The following is a 17,647-nucleotide window of genomic DNA, read 5'->3' as shown; positions in this document are numbered from 1 at the left end:
CCCACTCTATTTGATAGGAAGTTTCATCGTCACAATTTCTCGTGGATCCAAGTTCATCTTGAGTTCATTACCAGTGACCGTGTAGTCTGCGTAATCCTTGTCGACGACGGCATCTGGATGATCAAGATCGTTGTGCGCATTCATTTCAGCTGGGTTCAAGCACTTCGTGTAGGTGATGTCGCCAATTGCTTTAGGCAAAGTCAGGGTTAATTCGTGTGCTTTATCAGGATTAACATTACATACAGAAACGATGTAGTTATTATCCTTTTCTGAAACGGTGTAGTTTAAGTCATTGTTCATTTCATGGAATGCTTGTAACAACCGGGCATCTTGATGTAACTGGTACATCTTGAAGACGTAGTAGGTTGGCGTCAAAATAATCTTGTCGCCCTCAGTCATCACCATGCTCTGCAAAACATTGATCATCTGCGCAATGTTCGCCATCTTAATTCGGCCAGCATACTTGTTAAAGATGTTCAGTGACGTGGCAGCAACAGCGGCATCCCGCATCGTGTTTTGTTGAATCAGGAAGGCGGGGTTCGTGCCCTTCAGCGGCTGGAACCAGGTCCCCCATTCGTCAACGACCAGGTCCGTGGACTTAGGCATCAATTCCAGGTGACGGGAGATCATGTCGTCAATTTGACGAGCACTATTCAATAGGCTCGTCCAATCTTCAGCGTTAAAGTCGACCGCATCACCCTTGTCGTTCCACCCATTGGTTAAGGCGTAATGGTGTAAGGCTAAGCCATCCATAAAGGGTTCAGCACGTTCCGTGACTTCCTTGGTCCAGGCATAATCGTCATCGCTAGGACCACTGGCAACCTTGTACATTGGACCGTTGTATTCTGAAACGTAGGTCTGGAAGCGCCGGTAAACGTCTGAGTAGTACTCGGCGCTCATGAAGCCGCCGCCCATCCAGGCTTCGTTACCTAATCCCAAGAACTTAATCTTGTAAGGCGCTGCATGACCATTTTGCCGCCGTAAGTTAGCGAAGTAAGAATCGCCATCGGCCGTCATGTATTCGATCCAATCAACCATTTCCTTGACGGTCCCACTACCCAAGTTAATGTTGATGTAGGCTTCACACCCAAGTTGTCGGCAAAGTTCAAAGAACTCGTCCGTCCCGAAGGAGTTGTCTTCCACAACGGCACCCCAACTATGGTTGATGGTCTTTGGCCGTTGATCGACTGGCCCAATCCCATTTTCCCAATGGTACTCATCAGCATAGCTACCGCCGGGCCAACGTAGCACTGGAATATGTAAGTCTTTCAGCGCATTGACTACGTCGCTCCGCAGTCCATTGACATTTTCAATTGGGCTGTCCTTGCCAACCCAGATACCATCGTAAATCCCATGCCCCAAATGCTCTGCAAATTGTCCTTGTAAATACTTACTAATCAGAATCTTGTCATTTGACTCATCCGTAACTTTCGCCTTCATGGGCTCACTCTCCAAATAAGTAATAGTTAAGATATCTTGTATTCCTGTGCACAACCCTATGTTAGCGCTTGCAAAACCGAAGTCAATATCGTTTTTGTTGATTGTTTAACTTTATTTGAATCTACTAATCATTTTCGTTATCAAGGGAGTATAATTGAACTATCGGTAAGATGGCTTAGTAACATATAGACTACTTAGGAGATGTATTCATGGATTTATCACTTACAAATAATTCATTGCCGGCGTTCTCGGCGTTAGATAATCCGGTCAGACTAGAAATCATCAATTTACTGTCAAAATCAAAGATGAACGTGAAGGAAATTGCGACGGCTGTAGGCCTCAGCAGTACCATCACCATCATGCATTTGAACAAGTTAGAAGCTGCACATATTATTCGCACCGAAAAACACGGGAATCAGCGAATTTCCATCTTAACGGTCGACAACATTACCATTCATTTTCCTCAACAGCTTTACGTCCCCTATGAAAAATACGAATTCAATATTCCCATTGGGCAATACACCCATTACCAAGTTGCCCCAACGTGTGGGCTAGCTGGGCAAACCGGCTTCATTGGCAAGGTTGACAATCCCAAATACTTTATGAACCCTGAACGAACCGATGCTGGGATGCTGTGGTTCTCCAACGGCTTCGTTGAGTACACGGTACCCAACTACCTGGCTCCCGATCAACAAATCAAGATGATCGAATTTAACGTTGAGCTGAGTTCAGAATTTCCGTTCTCAAATAACAATTGGTTATCCGATATTACCCTTTCCTTGGCGGGCAAGACACTGGGAACCTGGACCAGCCCTGGTGACTTCTCCGACGTTCGGGGGAAATTCACGCCCGAATGGGTCTACAGCGACATGAATCAATATGGTTTACTAAAAACGATTCGAATCTCTGAGTATGGCACATTTATCGATGGCCACCATTTCTCCGATGTAACTATTTCAGATATCGATGCCAAGCGTGACAACTGGACGCTACGGTTCTCCGTTCCTAAAACCGCTGAACACTGCGGCGGCTGCACGATCTTTGGCAAACATTTTGGTAATTACAATCAGGATATTAGTTTCCGGACCTACTACCAGGAAAAGATTAAGAGCGACTAACTCAGGTGCGGAGAAACCAAACGTCTTTCGGTGCCTGAACCTCCGTGGCAGTCGCCTGTGTCTTGGAAGCCAGGTGCAAATCCCCCCTTTCAAATTGGCAAATACGTTACCACAATTTTGGCGATGGCCTCGTTGGCCGACGAGCCACCATTTTCTGTTAGCTAACTTACAATTTGAATTGTATTCGTTTTCACAAATACTGACCATCTTCGTTCATGACTGTTTTTAGTTAAATTATGACCTATAAGGCAAAATAAAACCCCGCCAAATCAACATTTGACGGGGTTAGTTGTCTTTTTCTAACCAAACTTATTCAAAATAGCCACTGTCCTTAACCGTTCGGACCCGACGTTTCTGCTTCAATTGGTGCTGATAACGGCTGGGTGTGATGCCAGACCACTTTTTAAATTGCTTACTAAAATTGGATATACTACTGGCTCCCATCTGGTAGGCGACACACTCAATTGAATGATCAGGCGAGCCCAACAGGCGTTTTGCCCGATTATATTTCTGTCCTTCAATATAATGCAGGGGCGTGACCCCATAAACCTTCTTGAACGTTCGGTGACCATAGCCGCTACTAACCCCTACCTGCTGACAAATTGTTTCAAACGAAAACGACGGGATTTCCTGCTGCGAAATGTTTTTCTTAATCAGTGAGGCAATCAGCCGACTGGTCTTCGCCTCACTCTCACTATACTTGGCCGCCTCTTTTGATGGCCGACTTTGTAAGTTCGCTGAGATTGCGTAGAAGAAGGTTAATACTGCAATCTGAATCTTAAGATTGGCCTGTTCCTTGTTCAGGGTCCGATCTGCACTGGCCGCCACAATGGTCGTTGCCGCTGTCATCGCAGCTTGCGCCAGTGGCTGGTCTGCTGGAATCACAGCATTTACAATGTTACGCAACAATTCTGACTTCAATTCGAGGCTCTCAATGCTGAAGTGAAAACAAATATAGGTCATTTCTGCATCTTGACTGGAATTTTGGTTCGTATGGAGTGTGCCCGGTGAAATAATCATGACATCCCCAGCCCCATAATCATAGGCGCCTAAATCTTTGATGGTCGTGGTCTGACGGCCATCCACAACACACATCAACTCAAAAGCTTGGTGCTTCTGTTCAAAAAATTGCCAACCACCAGGAACGGTTCGCTGGTGACCTCCAAATAAATATAGGCTTGAATCAACAACCGGAATGGGTATAAATGGCTTCATCCCCAGCTCCCCCTTTCGCTAACGGTCAACCCCTTAAAAATGAAAGCGGTTTACTATCATACATCCATTATAGCAACTTAGTTGTCGAAAGCAACCAACTCGGCTTTACCTGGAATAAGTCGTTCTCATTTGCGCCCATACAAAAACGGCTCACCAAGTTGCGTAAGCCGTTCTGATTGTTTATAGAATTGGTGATAACAGCCGTGAAGCCGTCTGCTTAAAGCGCAGGTAGGCCGACTGCTGCTTGAATTTCTCTGGTGTAATCAGCTCACTGTGCCGCATGTCAGCCTCGTAAATCTCTTCCAACTGCGTGGCGACGGCTGGGTCGTAAATGAACGCGTTGATTTCGAAGTTTAACTTGAAACTCCGGTAATCCATGTTGGCCGAGCCCACGGAGGCAATCCGGCCGTCGACGACCATGGTCTTGGCGTGGATGAACCCATTGTGGTAGAAGTAGATCTTCACGCCATCATCGGCAAGCTGGCGGGCATAGTACTGGGTTGCCCGATAAACGAAGGCGTGGTCCGGCTTGTCCGGAATCATGATCCGCACATCAACGCCGGCCATGGCCGCAATCCGCAGGGAGTCCAAGACACTATCGTCCGGAATCAGGTACGGCGTCTGAATCCACAGGCGCTTCTCCGCCGTCTGAATCAGCCGCATGTACCCCATCTTAATCTGTTGCAGGTCGGAATCCGGCCCACTAGAGACAATCTGCAAACTGGTTTCCCCCTTAACCTTGGTCAGTGGGAAATATTTGTGCTCGATGCGGTCGTCCTTGAACGGATGGTCGCGGTCGGTGGCGTTCCAGTCCAGCATGAAGCGCGCTTGCAGGGAGAAGACCCCGGAGCCCACGATGCGTAAATGGGTGTCGCGCCAGTAGCCAAACTTTTCCTTGCGACCAAGGTACTGGTCACCGATGTTAAAGCCCCCGACGTACCCGACCTGGCCGTCAATCGTCACGATTTTCCGGTGATCACGGAAGTTCAGCCGGAAGTCGATCACGGCCGAACGGGTGCCCAGGAAGGCCTCCACGTGGCCACCAGCGTCGATCAAAGGCTTGAAGAACCGTTTCCAGGTCCCCATCGACCCCCATGGATCATAGATCACCCGAACCTCGACGCCGTCCTGGGCCTTTTTTACCAACAGGTCCAGGATGTCATTTCCAATCTTATCGTTATAAAAGGTGTAAAATTCAATGTGAATACTGGAGTGGGCCCGCTCAATGTCCTCCATCATGAGATGGAACAGGTCGTGACCATCCGTAATCACCCGCACCCGGTTCTTTCGGGCTAAGAAGGCGTGGTCGGTCTCCATAAACATATTAACCATGTTGATGACCGAGTGACTAATTTGGTCAGCCGGCATAATTTTGTCGCCAATTTCTTCACGTTGCTGGTTGAGCCGTTCCTCTAACTGAACCGCGACTTGTCGCTTCAGTCGAAACATCCGGCCCTTGGGCAGTTTCCGCCCAATAAAGGCGTAAGCGATAAACCCGACGACAGGCAGTAAGACCAGCACCAACATCCAAGCCCACGTCGCGGCAATATCACGTTTCTCGCGGAAGACCGTTATAAAAGCCAACGTCGAGTTGACAAGCACAATGATTTCCAGGATGAGCATGTAATTCACGTTCACGGGTAATCCCCTCCTCTAACTCTCTGTGATTTTATGATACGCTAAATCATCAAAATGTCTTTAGTTTTCCTTAACTTTTTTCAATTAATTCACCCTAAATCGACCAGGAGGCGTTTCCATGTTTTCTCACTTGACCACATTAATTGGCGGCTTACACGGCACCAGCCCCTTTCGCGTTTTACACTGGATTTTCCGGGACAACCCGACCATCGGGATCATTCTGTTGGCGGGCATTATTTTGTACAGCATCTACCGCTACATGAACCGGCGCTAACATGTCGTTCCCGCCGGCGGGTTCAAGGTGGCCTGCTATGGGGTCGCTTCCAGCCTGAGAAACGGTCTTCCAGCTCGACTTTGAGCCCCAAAACCGGTCTCAAAGGTCGTCCCGTGGTCTAAAACTGAGAAATTCACTCAGTTAAGACCACCGACACAGCTGACCACCTTGCCCCGCCTCTGGTCACTCACGTTAGCGCATTAATTTTCTGACTCGTTTTTCGTCGAGTCCTTTGAACGATCATTGTTCCCATGGCAATACTTGTTTAGCCCGTTCAATGTATTGGTGTTGTTCTACCACTTGTAGGTTTATATTTTTCAAAATTCCGCCCAGCTTAATGAACTTTTTCATCCACATCAAAAAAATCACCCAGCCACAAATCAGTGGACTGGGTGATTTTAATTTTTCACTTTAAAAGCTGCTAGCCGGGTCGCCGTATTGGCTGGTCCCGGTTGTGTAATTGATTTTGACGCCGGCCTGGATGTTGAAGATGTAGACGTTGTAGGAAACGCCGGTGTTGTTGACCGACTTGGCCTGCATGTGGACGCCGCGGGCGACTAGCTCGTTACCCCGGAAGACCGGTTGAACCTGGTAGCGAATGTAATCACTAGGATGGCTCTTCAGGTAACTGGCCACCGGATTTTCATAAGCCGTCATGCCGGGGTCGTTCAGTGAACGGGTCCCGGTCATCAAGTTCTTCAGGTTATTATTTTGCCCGGTCAGTTGGTAGCCGATTAAATGACTTCGGTTGTACAGGTAACCTCGCTTGCCATTGACCGTGTATTCCTTGTTTTTCCACCCAGTCGGGTTGACGTTGAGCGGTTGCCGTTTGGCCGTGGGCATCGTGCTCTTGCTCAACAGAGCATTGGCCGTGGTCACTCGGTTCAAGGTATCCAGCTCGCCATACGTTGCCCAAGGTCCCTTCTTTGTGGACAATTGGGCCGCGGTAAACGTTGGCTTATTGTGGTTGACCGCCACGATTTGCGTACCGGTGTATTTTTGATCTGCTAGGGCCTTCGTCGCGATCGATTGCTTGGGCGCCGTGGCCGTGGTGCTTGAATTCGTTTCCTGATGGCTGGTACTCCCCACTAAACTCGTGGCCACATTGGTAATTTTACGGGCGGTCGGATTGCCCTGACTGCTCAAGGTACCTACGACCCCAATCAAAATCACCGCGATGGCGGTGTAAATGGACACGCGCCCACCCCGGCGGCGTCCCCGATAACGTTTGCTCATTTTTCTCTTCCTCTCAGCTCTCATAGTGTTACCCTCTATTTTAGCAAAGGAACATACGTTTGTCTGCCTTTATTAACTATTAATCACTATTTTTAATTATTAATAATTGATTATTACGGTCAGTCACGCCAACTTAACACTTTTTTAACTGCGCGTCCCCCTTTTCTAGCGTGTCACCATGCTATACTATAGGGGAGAAGTAGGCGGTTTGTGTGAACAACATAAAACTGTTATCATTTGCGATGAGGTGATTGAGATATGAAGAAATCCCGTACGATTGCCGCCGCTCTGAGCCTTTTGGCTGTATTTGCCATCGGCTTGGCCGGCTGCAGTAGCTCCAGCAGTAAGTCGGGGAGCAACCAACAAGCTAGTTTTAAAAACAAGACCACGAAAAAGGCTGACGTGAAGTCCACGTTGACGGGTTCCAAGCAACTTTGGTACGTCAACGGCGCCATCAATGCCAAAAGTAATTCGGGTCTGGAAGCCTACAGCTTCGACGCTAACGGTAAGGCGACCGTCTACAACGTTAGCAAGTACTACAAGTCACTTAGCGCTGCCAAACAGGACAACGCCTTAAACAAGATTGGGACCCTGAACACGACCTTTAAGACCAAGGGTGACAATACCGTCATCAACTTTAAGGGTAAGCTGTCGGACATTCCGATGACGCAAAAGTTCACGGTCAAGAAAACGGTCACTGGTAAGAATGACGCCGCTAAATTAAAGGTCGCCGGTTACCACATTTCTCGTGACGTCGATGATGACGTGACGCAGGCCGTTTTGGTTAAGGTCGCTGAATAAACTATCCGCGAAACGGCGCTGCGCTGGCAGAGCCGTTTTTTGTTTGGAGGAAATTTTTATGAAGAAATTGGGTCCCTGGATCGGAGCAATTCTGGTCGTGGGCGGTGTCTTGGTCTATCAACGACACCGTCACCTCCCCGCCATCGTCCTCCTAGAAACGGGCGTACTGGGAATCGCCGTGGTCCTGGGAATTCTCCACCTAATCAGCCTCTGGCGTAACCGCCGTTAACCCGTCGCAGAGAATGGCTGACAGCGCTTTCTCTTTGGGGTATGATAGGGCCAAAGGAGTGTGATACTGATGTTGAAACACAAGTTTACCATGGACACTATGGACCCCGCAGAATTCAAGGAACACCGTGAACGCTTCAGCACACTGGTTTCCGAAAACCCTTGGCTGATTCCGACGGTGATTTCTCTTGAGATCATCCCGGTGACCACCATGCTACACGGCTTCTGGAAGAATCGCCAGCTCAAGAAACAACTCCAAATTGAACGCGAAAAAACCAAGCAACTCCAGTTAGGTGGCGGCTGCCAACACGGTCATTGCCACGGTGATAAGGGCGGTCACTGTCACCACCATCCAGGCGGCAAGCCCCAAATGCTAGCGGATGACGCCCCTGAACACGCACCCATGGGTCATTGCCATCACCACATGGGCTAATCCAAAGAATTAACTTAAAAATCACCTCCAGCTCACGGGCGGGAAGTGATTTTTTGCCTTCTTAGTAAAATTTTATCGAAATGTAACATATGTATGAAGTTATAAATACAATTAGTTTTATGAATTTTAAACAAATAAGTGACGTCAAATTCTATGAAATCACATAAAAACAGTGTGTAAACTATTAGATAAAAGTAATCCAACCCCCTTTCAATCCCTAAAACGTCCCTATTACACCGACCAGTTAGCAATATCTAATGAGTTGCATTACTAATCGATAAATTCTCTTCACACTTTCTTCACAATTACCAGTTAGGATACAAGCATACCAATAAAAACCTATTAACCAACCTTTTTTCATTTTATTTATCAATAAAATGATCCACTTACCCTAACCAAGTATGTGGCCTGACCGTCCTCTAACCAGGGACGGTTTTTTGTTTTCTCGGGAACTAAAAAGGAACGTCCACCATCACTGACGAACGTTCCTACCTAACATCAAATCGTTAATAATTCCGCCGGGGTACTTAACAAGTACGTCGGCTTTTCGGCTTTCACTGAGGCTGGGTCGGCGGCGCCCCACATAGCTGCAGCGGTGGCCACACCCGCATTATTCCCCATTTGCATGTCGTACTTGGCATCCCCGATCATAACGCTCTCATCGGCCGCCAAGTCAAACCGGTCCAGCAAGCTTAAGATGCCATCCGGTGCCGGCTTGTAGTGGCTCACCGTATCGGAGCCACTAATGGCCTCAAAGGTTTGACCCAGGCCAAGTTGGTCAAGGTTGCGTTGCAGCGGAACCGAGTGCTTGCTGGAAACCACGTACAAATGGTCCCCCCGCTGTTTCAAGGCTGTTAAGGTGTCCGCAATCCCATCAAATAAGGTGATGCCGAGCTTTTCGGCTTCGTGATACTGGGCGCGAAACTCTGTATAGAGTTCGGCCAGTTCCGTGTCACTGAGCGTTTCCGTTGCCATTTTCGCAAAGGACACCTCAATCGGCACGCCCATATAGCTCACGACCGCCTCCCGACTGGGTTGGGTCAAGCCTTTAACAGCGTATGCCTGCTGGGTCGCCAGCACGGCCACGTCACGGGTATCGGCCAGCGTACTATCAAAATCAAACAAAAAATTGTGCATCAGATCACCTCATCAATTTGTCTTGCCAACGTCTCTTTTATTTTACGCGTTGCGGGTGCCTACTGGCTAGCGTTAACGCCTATCTTTTTGAAAAAAGCCGCCGGCAATGTTTCACATGAAACATTCGCGACACTAAAAAATCAGCCGCCAAGGTGCACGACTGATTTTATCGTTTATGCTAAGGAATCCCAAGGCGCCAAAGCCTGTGGTGTCGTGGCTAAGACGGCTTGTTGTTCTGGCGTTAAGAAGCGCTTGTGCACGACCACTTCGTAGACGAAATCATCCATCCAGTCGTCGGTCATCACAAAGTACCCCTTGTCGCCGTTCTTCTCGCCCCAGCTGTTTTCAACCTTCCAACGGTTGGGTTCGTCATTAACCAGGTTGACCCCAGTCAGCGTCATGGCGTGAGACACACTGGCCTCACCCGTGGCGAGCCGTTGCGCCTTGGTCAAGCTCAGGTCGACACCGAATAGGTCGCTAACTTGGAACAAGTGGCTGTCTAAGAAGCCGCGTTCCCGACTCATTTGTTGCAGGACGTCGTTGCCGAACCAGACCGATTCACCACTCTGGAGTTGGGCAATCGCGGCCTGCTTCATGTCGGCCAGTGGTAAGTTGATGAAGCTGATATGCTTGCCACCGACGATGTTGTCCTGACTAGGCAGGCTGTAGTGTTGGTTAAACGCCTTGTCTGGCGAGTTAGCAATCACGACATAGTCATCAAGATCGACGTCAAAGTAATCGTGGAAGAAGCCTTGTGGCGTTAACCCTTCGGCGCGGTGAACCTTTTGCTTGTCGTCCTTGAATTCCAGGTCAAACGTGGTTGGTGGTTCACCGAAGGCGTAGGCGGCCATCCGGTAAACTTCCTTTAAGGCTTGGGCACGCGTTTCCGCAATGGCGTCCTCGTCCGCACCGTCCGCGACCAATTGGCGTAGCGCCAGTGCATCCTTACGTAATTTCAGATTCAACGCGGCACCAATACCAGTCGTATCGTTACTGTTGAATGATTCTGGCATGGCACTCACCGGAACGACCCCGTACTTCTGCACGAGGGCCGCGCCCATGGCCCACTGGCCACCGTCATTATCGGGATGGCCCAAGTAGTAAGCGACTTCGCGGTCATCGAGTGGCTGGTCGGCCGTGCGTAAAATATTGTCGAAGAACATGTTGGCCCGTTCCACGCGGTCCCAGAAGAACAGATAGCTTTGGGACAATTCAAAATCCTTCACGTCGTACTTCGCCGCAAATTGATGGCGAATCGTGTTCAACGTGGCAAACAGCCAGCAACGGCCGGAATGCTTCTGGTTGGAGACCTTCCCCGTTGGTAATTCCACGGAGAACGTGCGGTTCAAACGCACGGCAGCTTGCGGATCTTCAGACGCTGCGAGGACCCCGTTTTTGATGACGGCCCGGCTCACAACGTTGTGGGCGGGTTGTTTTTGTAAATCAGCACGTAAATCCGCCGTCTCAGCAGCGGTTAATTCATGATTGGTCTTGGTTTCTGGCATAGAACGAACTCCTCTCGCGATGACTTCATGAGAACTCTCATGAAAATCTCATAATTTACATAGATTCATTCTAGCCCTTTCGCTTTAGAAAGGCAATTAATTTTTGGCGACACGAAAAAACGTGACCAGACCCACTCGCCTAACCACGTCAATCAACCTATGTATACTTTTAAACCAACCCTACGCCTGATCAGCCGGCCCAGTCTCGTTTCCCACGGCCCGCAAGGCCAACTGCCGAATCTGAGCAACCAACGCATCGTGCTGATCTGCCGGCACGTCTGCGAGCAAGCTGTCGGCCACTTCCTGCCGCAATTTAACAATATCGGGATACAACGCCTCGCCCCGCTTGGTCAACGACAGCTCGTAGACGCGCTTGTCCGCCTTGGATTGGCGCTTGCGCACGTAACCCAGGTTGACCAACTGATTGACCGCCCGGGTCACGTTGCTGGGGTTCAGGTAAGTTAAGCTGATCAACTTATCCTGCGTCAACCGCGGTTGTTCGTGAATCCGTAAAATATAGTAATACATGCTGGCGTTTAACCGGTACGGTTGGAGGCGCCGGTCAAGCGCGATACGCGTGTAACGGTTGGCAATCGACAACCACTTTAAAATGTCGGGATCATTGCTACTGGTGACCATAAGCCGCCTCCTTCTCTAAAATTACGTGCGCAAGCATATACTAAATTATCGCGATTGTCAAGCAAACACGCCGGATGCCCGCCTTCGCAGAACCCGAAGGACAGCGGCCACTATGCCGTCTGAAGACAGTAAAAAAGCGTGGCCCCATAACGGTTCCACGCTCCCATTTTAACTAGTAAGCTAAGCTATTCACATTGGCCCGGCGCGTCTTGCTAGACGTCCAGAATGGCACCTTAACGACCCCTAAGACCTTGTCCTTATCGACGAAGCCCCAGTACCGACTGTCGTTAGAAACACTCCGGTGGTCCCCCAGCACGAAGTACTTGCCCTTAGGCACGACCGTGGTGATCTTCTTACCGTCATTCCACTTCTGCGTCTTTTGCAGGCTAGCCAGCGTCCAGTTTCCCGTCCCAGCAGTCCGTTCACTGGTGGAAATGAAGCCCTGGTCAACCTTCTTCTTGTTGACGTAGATGTAGCCGTTCTTGCTCGTCACCGTATCGCCAGGCAGGCCAATGACCCGCTTGACGTAGTTGGTGTTGGGCTTAGCGGAAGGATCTTCGCCATGGGCATCAAAGACGATGACGCTCAGGTGCTTGACGCTAGCCTGTTTCCAAGCAAAGACCTTTTCATTGTTTTGGAGGTTCGGTTCCATGGATGGCCCGTCGACCCGGACCCGGGTGAAGACGAACGACTTAATCGCAAATGCGATGGCTAACCCAATGATCACAGGGATGATCCAACTCATGACTTCCTTTAATGCTTTCATGATTGAGCTCCTTATTTTCAGATATTAATATATTTTTATCATACACCCCGACTGCCCTTAGGAAAACTTTTTCTATCAGTGAGGGTCAAGTATCATCTTACCATTTACTGACTGAAAGTCCCACGTTTTCCCGTAATTTAATCCGCGTGTAACGTTTTTGTTGGCTGAAGGGGGCTAACAACCCGAATATTTTTCAAATGCCGCTTGCAAATTGACACGTTTCCAGCAATAATAAGGAAACGAACTTACGTCAGTAACTGATGTTCTGGACCGCCATTCTGCCCGGCAGAGTAGCGGTCCAGTAGTGTTTCTAGCACTAATTATTCTATTATTTATGAAAGGGCTGACTGTTTTTGAATCCTACGCTTTCTCGACGTCGTCAAATTTGGCTGACGTTACTCTTGGGGACCGTGAGTGCGACCGGGCCCCTGGCCATTGACCTTTACTTACCGGCCCTCCCCCAAATGAAAATTCAATTTGCCACCAGCGCCTCGCTGATGCAATTGAGTATCACGGCCTGCTTGATTGGGCTGGCGCTGGGCCAATTGATTGCCGGCCCCCTCTCCGACCAGTATGGCCGCCACAAGCCGCTGGTACTAGGCTTTATCATCTTCGGCCTGGTCTCCCTGGCCATGGCTTTCATCCATTCGATCACGCTCCTGATCATCCTGCGGTTCATTCAGGGACTGGCGGGCGCGACCGGCCAGGTGTTGGCCCGAGCCGTGGCGCGGGACCTATTTTCCGGTAAAAAATTGACACGCTTCTACGCGCTGCTGAATACCGTCAACGGGGTCTTCCCCATCATCGCGCCCATTATTGGGGGCTTCATGATTCACTACGTTGACTGGCAAGCCATCTTCATCCTGCTGGCCATCATCGGGTGGGTCATCGCCCTGGCCGTGGCGTTTGGCCTCCACGAATCCCTACCAGTCGACCAACGGCAAACGGGCGGCTTCACCGCTTCCTTGGCAACCATGGGTAAATTGGTGGTCCAACCCGCTTTCTGGCCGTTGATTCTGGCCACTGGGCTGGTCTACGGCGGACTCTTCAGCTACATTTCCGCCTCGACCTTCGTCTTCCAAACGGGCTTTGGTCTGGCACCGCAAACGTTTAGCCTACTCTACGCCTTCAATGGCCTGGGCATCGTGGTCGGCAGTAACTTACCCGGCCAACTCGCGAGTCGTTTCACCAATCGCCAGCAGGTCACCAGCCTCCTGACTCTAGCGGCCGGGGTCAGCGCCGTCTTACTGGTGACGCTCCTGTTCCCAGCTAACGTCTGGGTCGTCAGCGTGCTCGTTTTGGCTCTCGTCATTCTGATTGGGGCGCTGCTCACACTGACCGTCACCATCATCATGGACCAAGCCACCAGCAACGCCGGCGGGGCTTCAGCCGTCATCGGTCTGGCGCAAAACGCTTGTGGTGGCCTGGCATCCCCATTGGTCGGCCTATCCGGTAGCTCCTACGCTGCCATGGCCACCATGTTGCTGGTCTGCAACGTGGGCGCCCTGGGCCTGGTCCGCTACCAAGCCAAAACTGCGGTGGCTAAATAGGATTTGCTAAACCAGTCGTTCCCGGCGGTGGACTCAAGGGCCCCTGCTGTGGGGGCGGTCCCAGCCTGAGAAACGGTCTCAAAGGTTGCCCCGTGGACTAGGCTGAGTGAGAAACCTCAGCCAAGACCACCGACACAGCTGGGACCTTGGCCCACCTCTGGTCACTAACGTTGATTTAGCTGGGGAAATTTAGCTCGAATCGCCGTTAACTTTTTAAAACAGCTATATGACTCTAGTTGATACGAAGGGCCCAACCAAATTTACGGTTGAGTCCTTTTTAAATATCTACATCTAATCCCAACCGCAGCCCTACCGCCGTCAAACACCCCACCAGTAAGCCAACCACCAAGCCACGAGGTTAAACCAGTGTCAGCCGCAGGGCCGGTGAAAATGAACCAGTCGTGGCAGTGACCAGAGGCGAGCCAAGGCGACCAGCTGTGTCGGTGGTCTTAGTAGAGCGATTTTCTCTACTTAGAGCACGGGACGACCTTTGAGACCGCCCTTCGGCTCAAAGTCGAGGTGAAAGCCCGCCCCTCAGGCTGTAACCGGCCCCACAGCAGGGCACTTTGAATCCGCCGCCGGGAACGACTGTCACCGCGTTCCAGCTCATTTTAACCCCGTTGGTTAGGTGATTAGGTTAACTGTGGGCGTTTTTTAGCCACTTCGGCCACTCTGGGTCACAGCCAAGTCACTCACCACCAGCCAACCAGCGACCTATGCTACACTGCAAGTGAAACAACGTATTAAGGCCGTCCACTAAAAATGCAGATCACGCCAGTTAACGAATCGCACTCCCCCCAAAGGACGTGGCGTTACTAGCGGCACTCACCTTAATTGGATTGACAAAAGGGGCTGTGACAACCGTCACAGTCCCTTTTCGTGTCTGCATAACCACTACCTAGCCTTCGTCAGCTAGTCGGCAGTTGTCCGGCAGATCCTCGCGCCCCCACTGTGTCAGCTGGGCAACGACGTTCTTTAAAATTTTTATGCCTAATTGATAGTCCGGTTCGGACCCCAACATGCGGAAGGCTAACGTCCAGGCATCATGATACACGCTCACGGTCAGCTGGAAATGCGGCATCGTGCGGTAAGCCCCAGCAAAGTAAATCTGCGTGACCGCCACGCCACCAAAGTCCAAGCGGGTGTGATCAATATGACCGAAGTTAGCAAACGAAATGGCCGCTTGCGGGCGGTGCTTTTCGGCCAATCGCCGCACCAGTTGCGGTGGCAGCGCCCGACTCATGCGATTCAACTCGACCAGTGGTGGCAGGTAGGCCAACTCGTCACGTAGCCGACTGATGGTGGCTTGCGTGCGTTGGACCACGTCGCCTAGCCGGTCGCCATCTTCAACCGTAATCGGGATGGGCATTTCGCTAGTCAGGTTGGCGACCTGAACCACGTTGCTGGCGGCCACTGGGCCGTGTAAACGTAGGTCGACCTGATAGGGAATAATCAGCTGCTTTTCACCAGTTAAAGCAAAGAGCGACAGCGCGTAAGCCGACAGGAGCATGGCATTCATTGTCACATTTTCCGTCTGGGTCCGTTGCCGCAGTCGCCGACTCACCACCCGGGGGATGGTCGCCTCGCCACGGTGATGGTGCACGTCCCCTTGGAGACTCGGAAAGGTCTCGTCCGAGTTGCCATTCAACGTTGGCAGTGCCCGATGGGGATGGCGCAGATGGGCTAAAATTTTGCGCACGCTACGCTCATTGATAAAGTTAGCCAGGTCCTCGCCATCGTAGGCCGCAGCCAACAGGTACAGGTAATGCTTAAAGCCCTCGCCATCCGTTAACAGGCGGCTCATTGACAGGCGCAGGGCGTCGTAAGCCGGATGGTGAATGACCTGAATTTTTAATTGGGGCCCGGTCAAAACGTCCAGGTTGCCCCGCCCCGGGTCGTGAATCGCCGGGATTTCTTCAATCACTTGGTCTAGGGAATCCGCCGCATCTTCAAAGCGGTTCCAGCGTAAGTTGTAGCGGCCCAACACTTGAGGGACCACTGTTTGGGTGGTCGCAACGGCTGCTTTTAGCCGCGCAACGTCAATGGGGTGCGTCAGGCTCAGTGTGCACTCGAGTAACGGGTACGTTTCCGCCAAATCCAGCGTTGGCATCAAGTCCAACGGTTCACCATGATAGATCATGAAAACACCCCTCCTTACTAATTTACGTTCAGTATAGCAAGCCGGCCGGCGTCATTCGCCTATTTCACATAGATATTGATAAAAATTAATAAAGCTGTAACTTGCGGCCCCTATCGCCGTTTACAGCCCACTCTGTTAGAATGGAGGAAGTGCAACGCCATTTGGCTGGGCGATTAACCATCCACCACGAGCACCGACTCCGCTCGCCGGGTCCCAGCCAAAGGTTATTCTATTAATGAGGTGAACCAATTTGACTAATGTAATGACGCCCGTTTCCTGCAATGCCACGCTCATCGTGACCAGCCACCGGGTCTTTCAACCAGATTTAAACGAACACGAATCCGTCTTTGGCGGTAAAATCTTGTCGCTGGTAGATGATAGCGCTTCCGTAGCAGCCGTCCGCCTGACCCACAAGACCGTTGTAACTGCTTCTTTCGACCACGTCAGCTTCCTCAAACCGTTCCATTTGGACGACTCCATGTGCCTAGAAGCCTATGTTAGTGGCACGGGGACTCGTTCGCTAGAAGTCTTCGTGAAGATCATCGGCGAGAACCTGACGACCGGCAAACGCTTCGTCGGCTTCACCTGCTTCATCACCTACGTGATTGAGGACACGACATCCACTTATCCACTGCCACCAATGACGCCCGTGACCGATGAACAACGCTACATCTGTGCCGGCTACGCCAAACGAAATGCCCAACGGAAGGAACGGCGGAGCGAACAGACGGACTTGAATGCCCACGTCTCCATCGAGTCCCCGTGGCCCATTTAAGGATGTTCCACATGAAACATTCTGACTAAGTCCCTCGTACAGAATTCATCTCCAATTTAATCACAAACCAAATGGCCGACATCCCCATAATCCAGGGACTGTCGACCATTTTTCAGCACTTATTCTTCTGTTTCACGTGAAACATCCTGCCACTCACTGGCGAGGATGCCGTACGAATACAGGTCCAGCCAGCGGCCATCCTGGTAGACACCCTCGCGATTGATGCCTTCACGCACAAAGCCGACCGCCTGATAGGCGTGGATGGCCGGCACGTTATTGGCGTTGACCTCCAGCGTGACCTTGTGCAGGCCGAGTTCGTTGAACGCAAATGCCAGCACCGTGTTCAGCGTATCTTCACCGAACCCCTGGCCACGATCACTGGCGACTGGCAGGGCGATACCCAACGTTGCCCGCCGATTTTTAAAATACACGTCGTCTAGCATGACCCAGCCCAGCAACCCGTCATCGGCGTTGGCCCGCACCATGAAAAAGAAGCGCTCATTGTTGTCGGGTTCCGCGGCCAATTCACTGTATTCCGCCGCTGTAAACGGGTGAAAGGCGTCCGCCGATAAATTACGTAGCAGGCCGGGCTCCCACTGCGTATCCTGGAGCCATTCGGCATCCCCGTCCCGCATTTCTGTTAAGTGTACCAAGCTACCTTGTACCACGTCCTTCATGGTCGTGACCCCCTCTGTTTTCTTTTACTCTACCACAGGTTAAAATCGTTGTCGCTACCGACCAACTAGCCTATA

The 17,647-nt window shown here is 50.8% G+C and carries 17 protein-coding genes; 7 read left to right on the top strand and 10 right to left on the bottom strand.

From position 1 onward, the window contains the following. Window positions 1–6 precede the first annotated feature (6 nt). On the bottom strand, window positions 7–1,440 hold the full coding sequence (locus ACEPST_RS05810) for an alpha-N-arabinofuranosidase (protein ID WP_125764872.1): 1,434 nt from the start codon (window positions 1,438–1,440) through the stop codon (window positions 7–9). Between the two features lie 209 nt (window positions 1,441–1,649). Here ACEPST_RS05810 and ACEPST_RS05805 point away from each other — a divergent pair, with 209 nt between their 5' ends. Beyond that, the gene (locus ACEPST_RS05805; RefSeq protein WP_125764874.1) at window positions 1,650–2,558 is read left to right on the top strand and encodes an ArsR/SmtB family transcription factor; all 909 of its coding nucleotides are present in this window, start codon (window positions 1,650–1,652) and stop codon (window positions 2,556–2,558) included. Window positions 2,559–2,867: 309 nt separating this feature from the next. On the opposite strand, the gene ACEPST_RS05800 is transcribed toward ACEPST_RS05805, so the two are convergent. Together ACEPST_RS05800 and cls are read right to left on the bottom strand one after the other, a co-directional pair. Beyond that, window positions 2,868–3,773: a helix-turn-helix domain-containing protein gene (locus ACEPST_RS05800; protein WP_204120653.1), complete on the bottom strand. Its 906-nt coding sequence runs from the start codon at window positions 3,771–3,773 to the stop codon at window positions 2,868–2,870. Window positions 3,774–3,953: 180 nt separating this feature from the next. Further along, window positions 3,954–5,411: a cardiolipin synthase gene (cls, locus tag ACEPST_RS05795; RefSeq protein WP_373306117.1), complete on the bottom strand. Its 1,458-nt coding sequence runs from the start codon at window positions 5,409–5,411 to the stop codon at window positions 3,954–3,956. 118 nt (window positions 5,412–5,529) lie between these two features. Here cls and ACEPST_RS05790 point away from each other — a divergent pair, with 118 nt between their 5' ends. Continuing rightward, window positions 5,530–5,685, top strand: coding sequence for a hypothetical protein (locus ACEPST_RS05790; RefSeq protein ID WP_164511336.1), 156 nt, complete (start codon window positions 5,530–5,532; stop codon window positions 5,683–5,685). A gap of 411 nt (window positions 5,686–6,096) precedes the next feature. Here the strand turns inward: ACEPST_RS05790 and ACEPST_RS05785 are convergent, their stop codons facing one another. After that, window positions 6,097–6,921 (bottom strand): DNA/RNA non-specific endonuclease, encoded by an 825-nt coding sequence (locus tag ACEPST_RS05785; RefSeq protein WP_204120652.1) that lies wholly within the window; start codon window positions 6,919–6,921, stop codon window positions 6,097–6,099. Window positions 6,922–7,179: 258 nt separating this feature from the next. On the opposite strand from ACEPST_RS05785, the gene ACEPST_RS05780 reads away from it, so the two are divergent. The 3 genes from ACEPST_RS05780 to ACEPST_RS05770 all read left to right on the top strand — a co-directional run bounded on the left by ACEPST_RS05780 (window position 7,180) and on the right by ACEPST_RS05770 (window position 8,383). Next, on the top strand, window positions 7,180–7,722 hold the full coding sequence (locus ACEPST_RS05780) for a hypothetical protein (RefSeq protein WP_204120651.1): 543 nt from the start codon (window positions 7,180–7,182) through the stop codon (window positions 7,720–7,722). Between the two features lie 58 nt (window positions 7,723–7,780). Further along, window positions 7,781–7,951 carry a hypothetical protein gene (locus tag ACEPST_RS05775; RefSeq protein WP_204120650.1) on the top strand — a complete coding sequence of 57 codons (171 nt, stop codon included), beginning with the start codon at window positions 7,781–7,783 and terminating at the stop codon, window positions 7,949–7,951. 69 nt (window positions 7,952–8,020) lie between these two features. Next, entirely contained in the window at window positions 8,021–8,383 is a 363-nt protein-coding gene (locus ACEPST_RS05770; RefSeq protein WP_204120649.1) for a hypothetical protein, read from the top strand. 498 nt (window positions 8,384–8,881) lie between these two features. Here ACEPST_RS05770 and ACEPST_RS05765 read toward each other — a convergent pair whose 3' ends face one another. The 4 genes from ACEPST_RS05765 to lepB all read right to left on the bottom strand — a co-directional run bounded on the left by ACEPST_RS05765 (window position 8,882) and on the right by lepB (window position 12,430). Next, window positions 8,882–9,520, bottom strand: coding sequence for an HAD family hydrolase (locus ACEPST_RS05765; RefSeq protein ID WP_204120648.1), 639 nt, complete (start codon window positions 9,518–9,520; stop codon window positions 8,882–8,884). A gap of 173 nt (window positions 9,521–9,693) precedes the next feature. Further along, window positions 9,694–11,025 carry a C1 family peptidase gene (locus ACEPST_RS05760; protein ID WP_204120647.1) on the bottom strand — a complete coding sequence of 444 codons (1,332 nt, stop codon included), beginning with the start codon at window positions 11,023–11,025 and terminating at the stop codon, window positions 9,694–9,696. Between the two features lie 180 nt (window positions 11,026–11,205). Continuing rightward, on the bottom strand, window positions 11,206–11,664 hold the full coding sequence (locus tag ACEPST_RS05755) for a MarR family winged helix-turn-helix transcriptional regulator (protein WP_203639573.1): 459 nt from the start codon (window positions 11,662–11,664) through the stop codon (window positions 11,206–11,208). A 172-nt stretch (window positions 11,665–11,836) separates the two neighbouring features. Next, on the bottom strand, window positions 11,837–12,430 hold the full coding sequence (gene lepB, locus ACEPST_RS05750; protein ID WP_125764890.1) for a signal peptidase I: 594 nt from the start codon (window positions 12,428–12,430) through the stop codon (window positions 11,837–11,839). A 353-nt stretch (window positions 12,431–12,783) separates the two neighbouring features. Between lepB and ACEPST_RS05745 the strand changes: the two genes are divergently transcribed. Beyond that, a complete protein-coding gene (locus ACEPST_RS05745; RefSeq protein ID WP_203646613.1) occupies window positions 12,784–13,980 on the top strand; it encodes a multidrug effflux MFS transporter in 1,197 nt (398 codons plus the stop codon). Window positions 13,981–14,878: 898 nt separating this feature from the next. Here the strand turns inward: ACEPST_RS05745 and ACEPST_RS05740 are convergent. Then, window positions 14,879–16,120 carry a condensation domain-containing protein gene (locus tag ACEPST_RS05740; RefSeq protein WP_204120645.1) on the bottom strand — a complete coding sequence of 414 codons (1,242 nt, stop codon included), beginning with the start codon at window positions 16,118–16,120 and terminating at the stop codon, window positions 14,879–14,881. Between the two features lie 262 nt (window positions 16,121–16,382). Between ACEPST_RS05740 and ACEPST_RS05735 the strand changes: the two genes are divergently transcribed. Beyond that, window positions 16,383–16,895: an acyl-CoA thioesterase gene (locus ACEPST_RS05735; RefSeq protein WP_204120690.1), complete on the top strand. Its 513-nt coding sequence runs from the start codon at window positions 16,383–16,385 to the stop codon at window positions 16,893–16,895. A gap of 119 nt (window positions 16,896–17,014) precedes the next feature. On the opposite strand, the gene ACEPST_RS05730 is transcribed toward ACEPST_RS05735, so the two are convergent. Next, entirely contained in the window at window positions 17,015–17,572 is a 558-nt protein-coding gene (locus ACEPST_RS05730) for a GNAT family N-acetyltransferase (protein ID WP_125764894.1), read from the bottom strand. Window positions 17,573–17,647: the final 75 nt, after the last annotated feature.

It is taken from the genome of Levilactobacillus sp. FUA 3915 (assembly GCF_044053135.1).
Lineage (GTDB): Bacteria > Bacillota > Bacilli > Lactobacillales > Lactobacillaceae > Levilactobacillus > Levilactobacillus lanxiensis.
The sequence above is the reverse complement of the archived record's forward strand: the minus strand, read 5'-3'. Positions and strand labels throughout refer to the sequence as shown.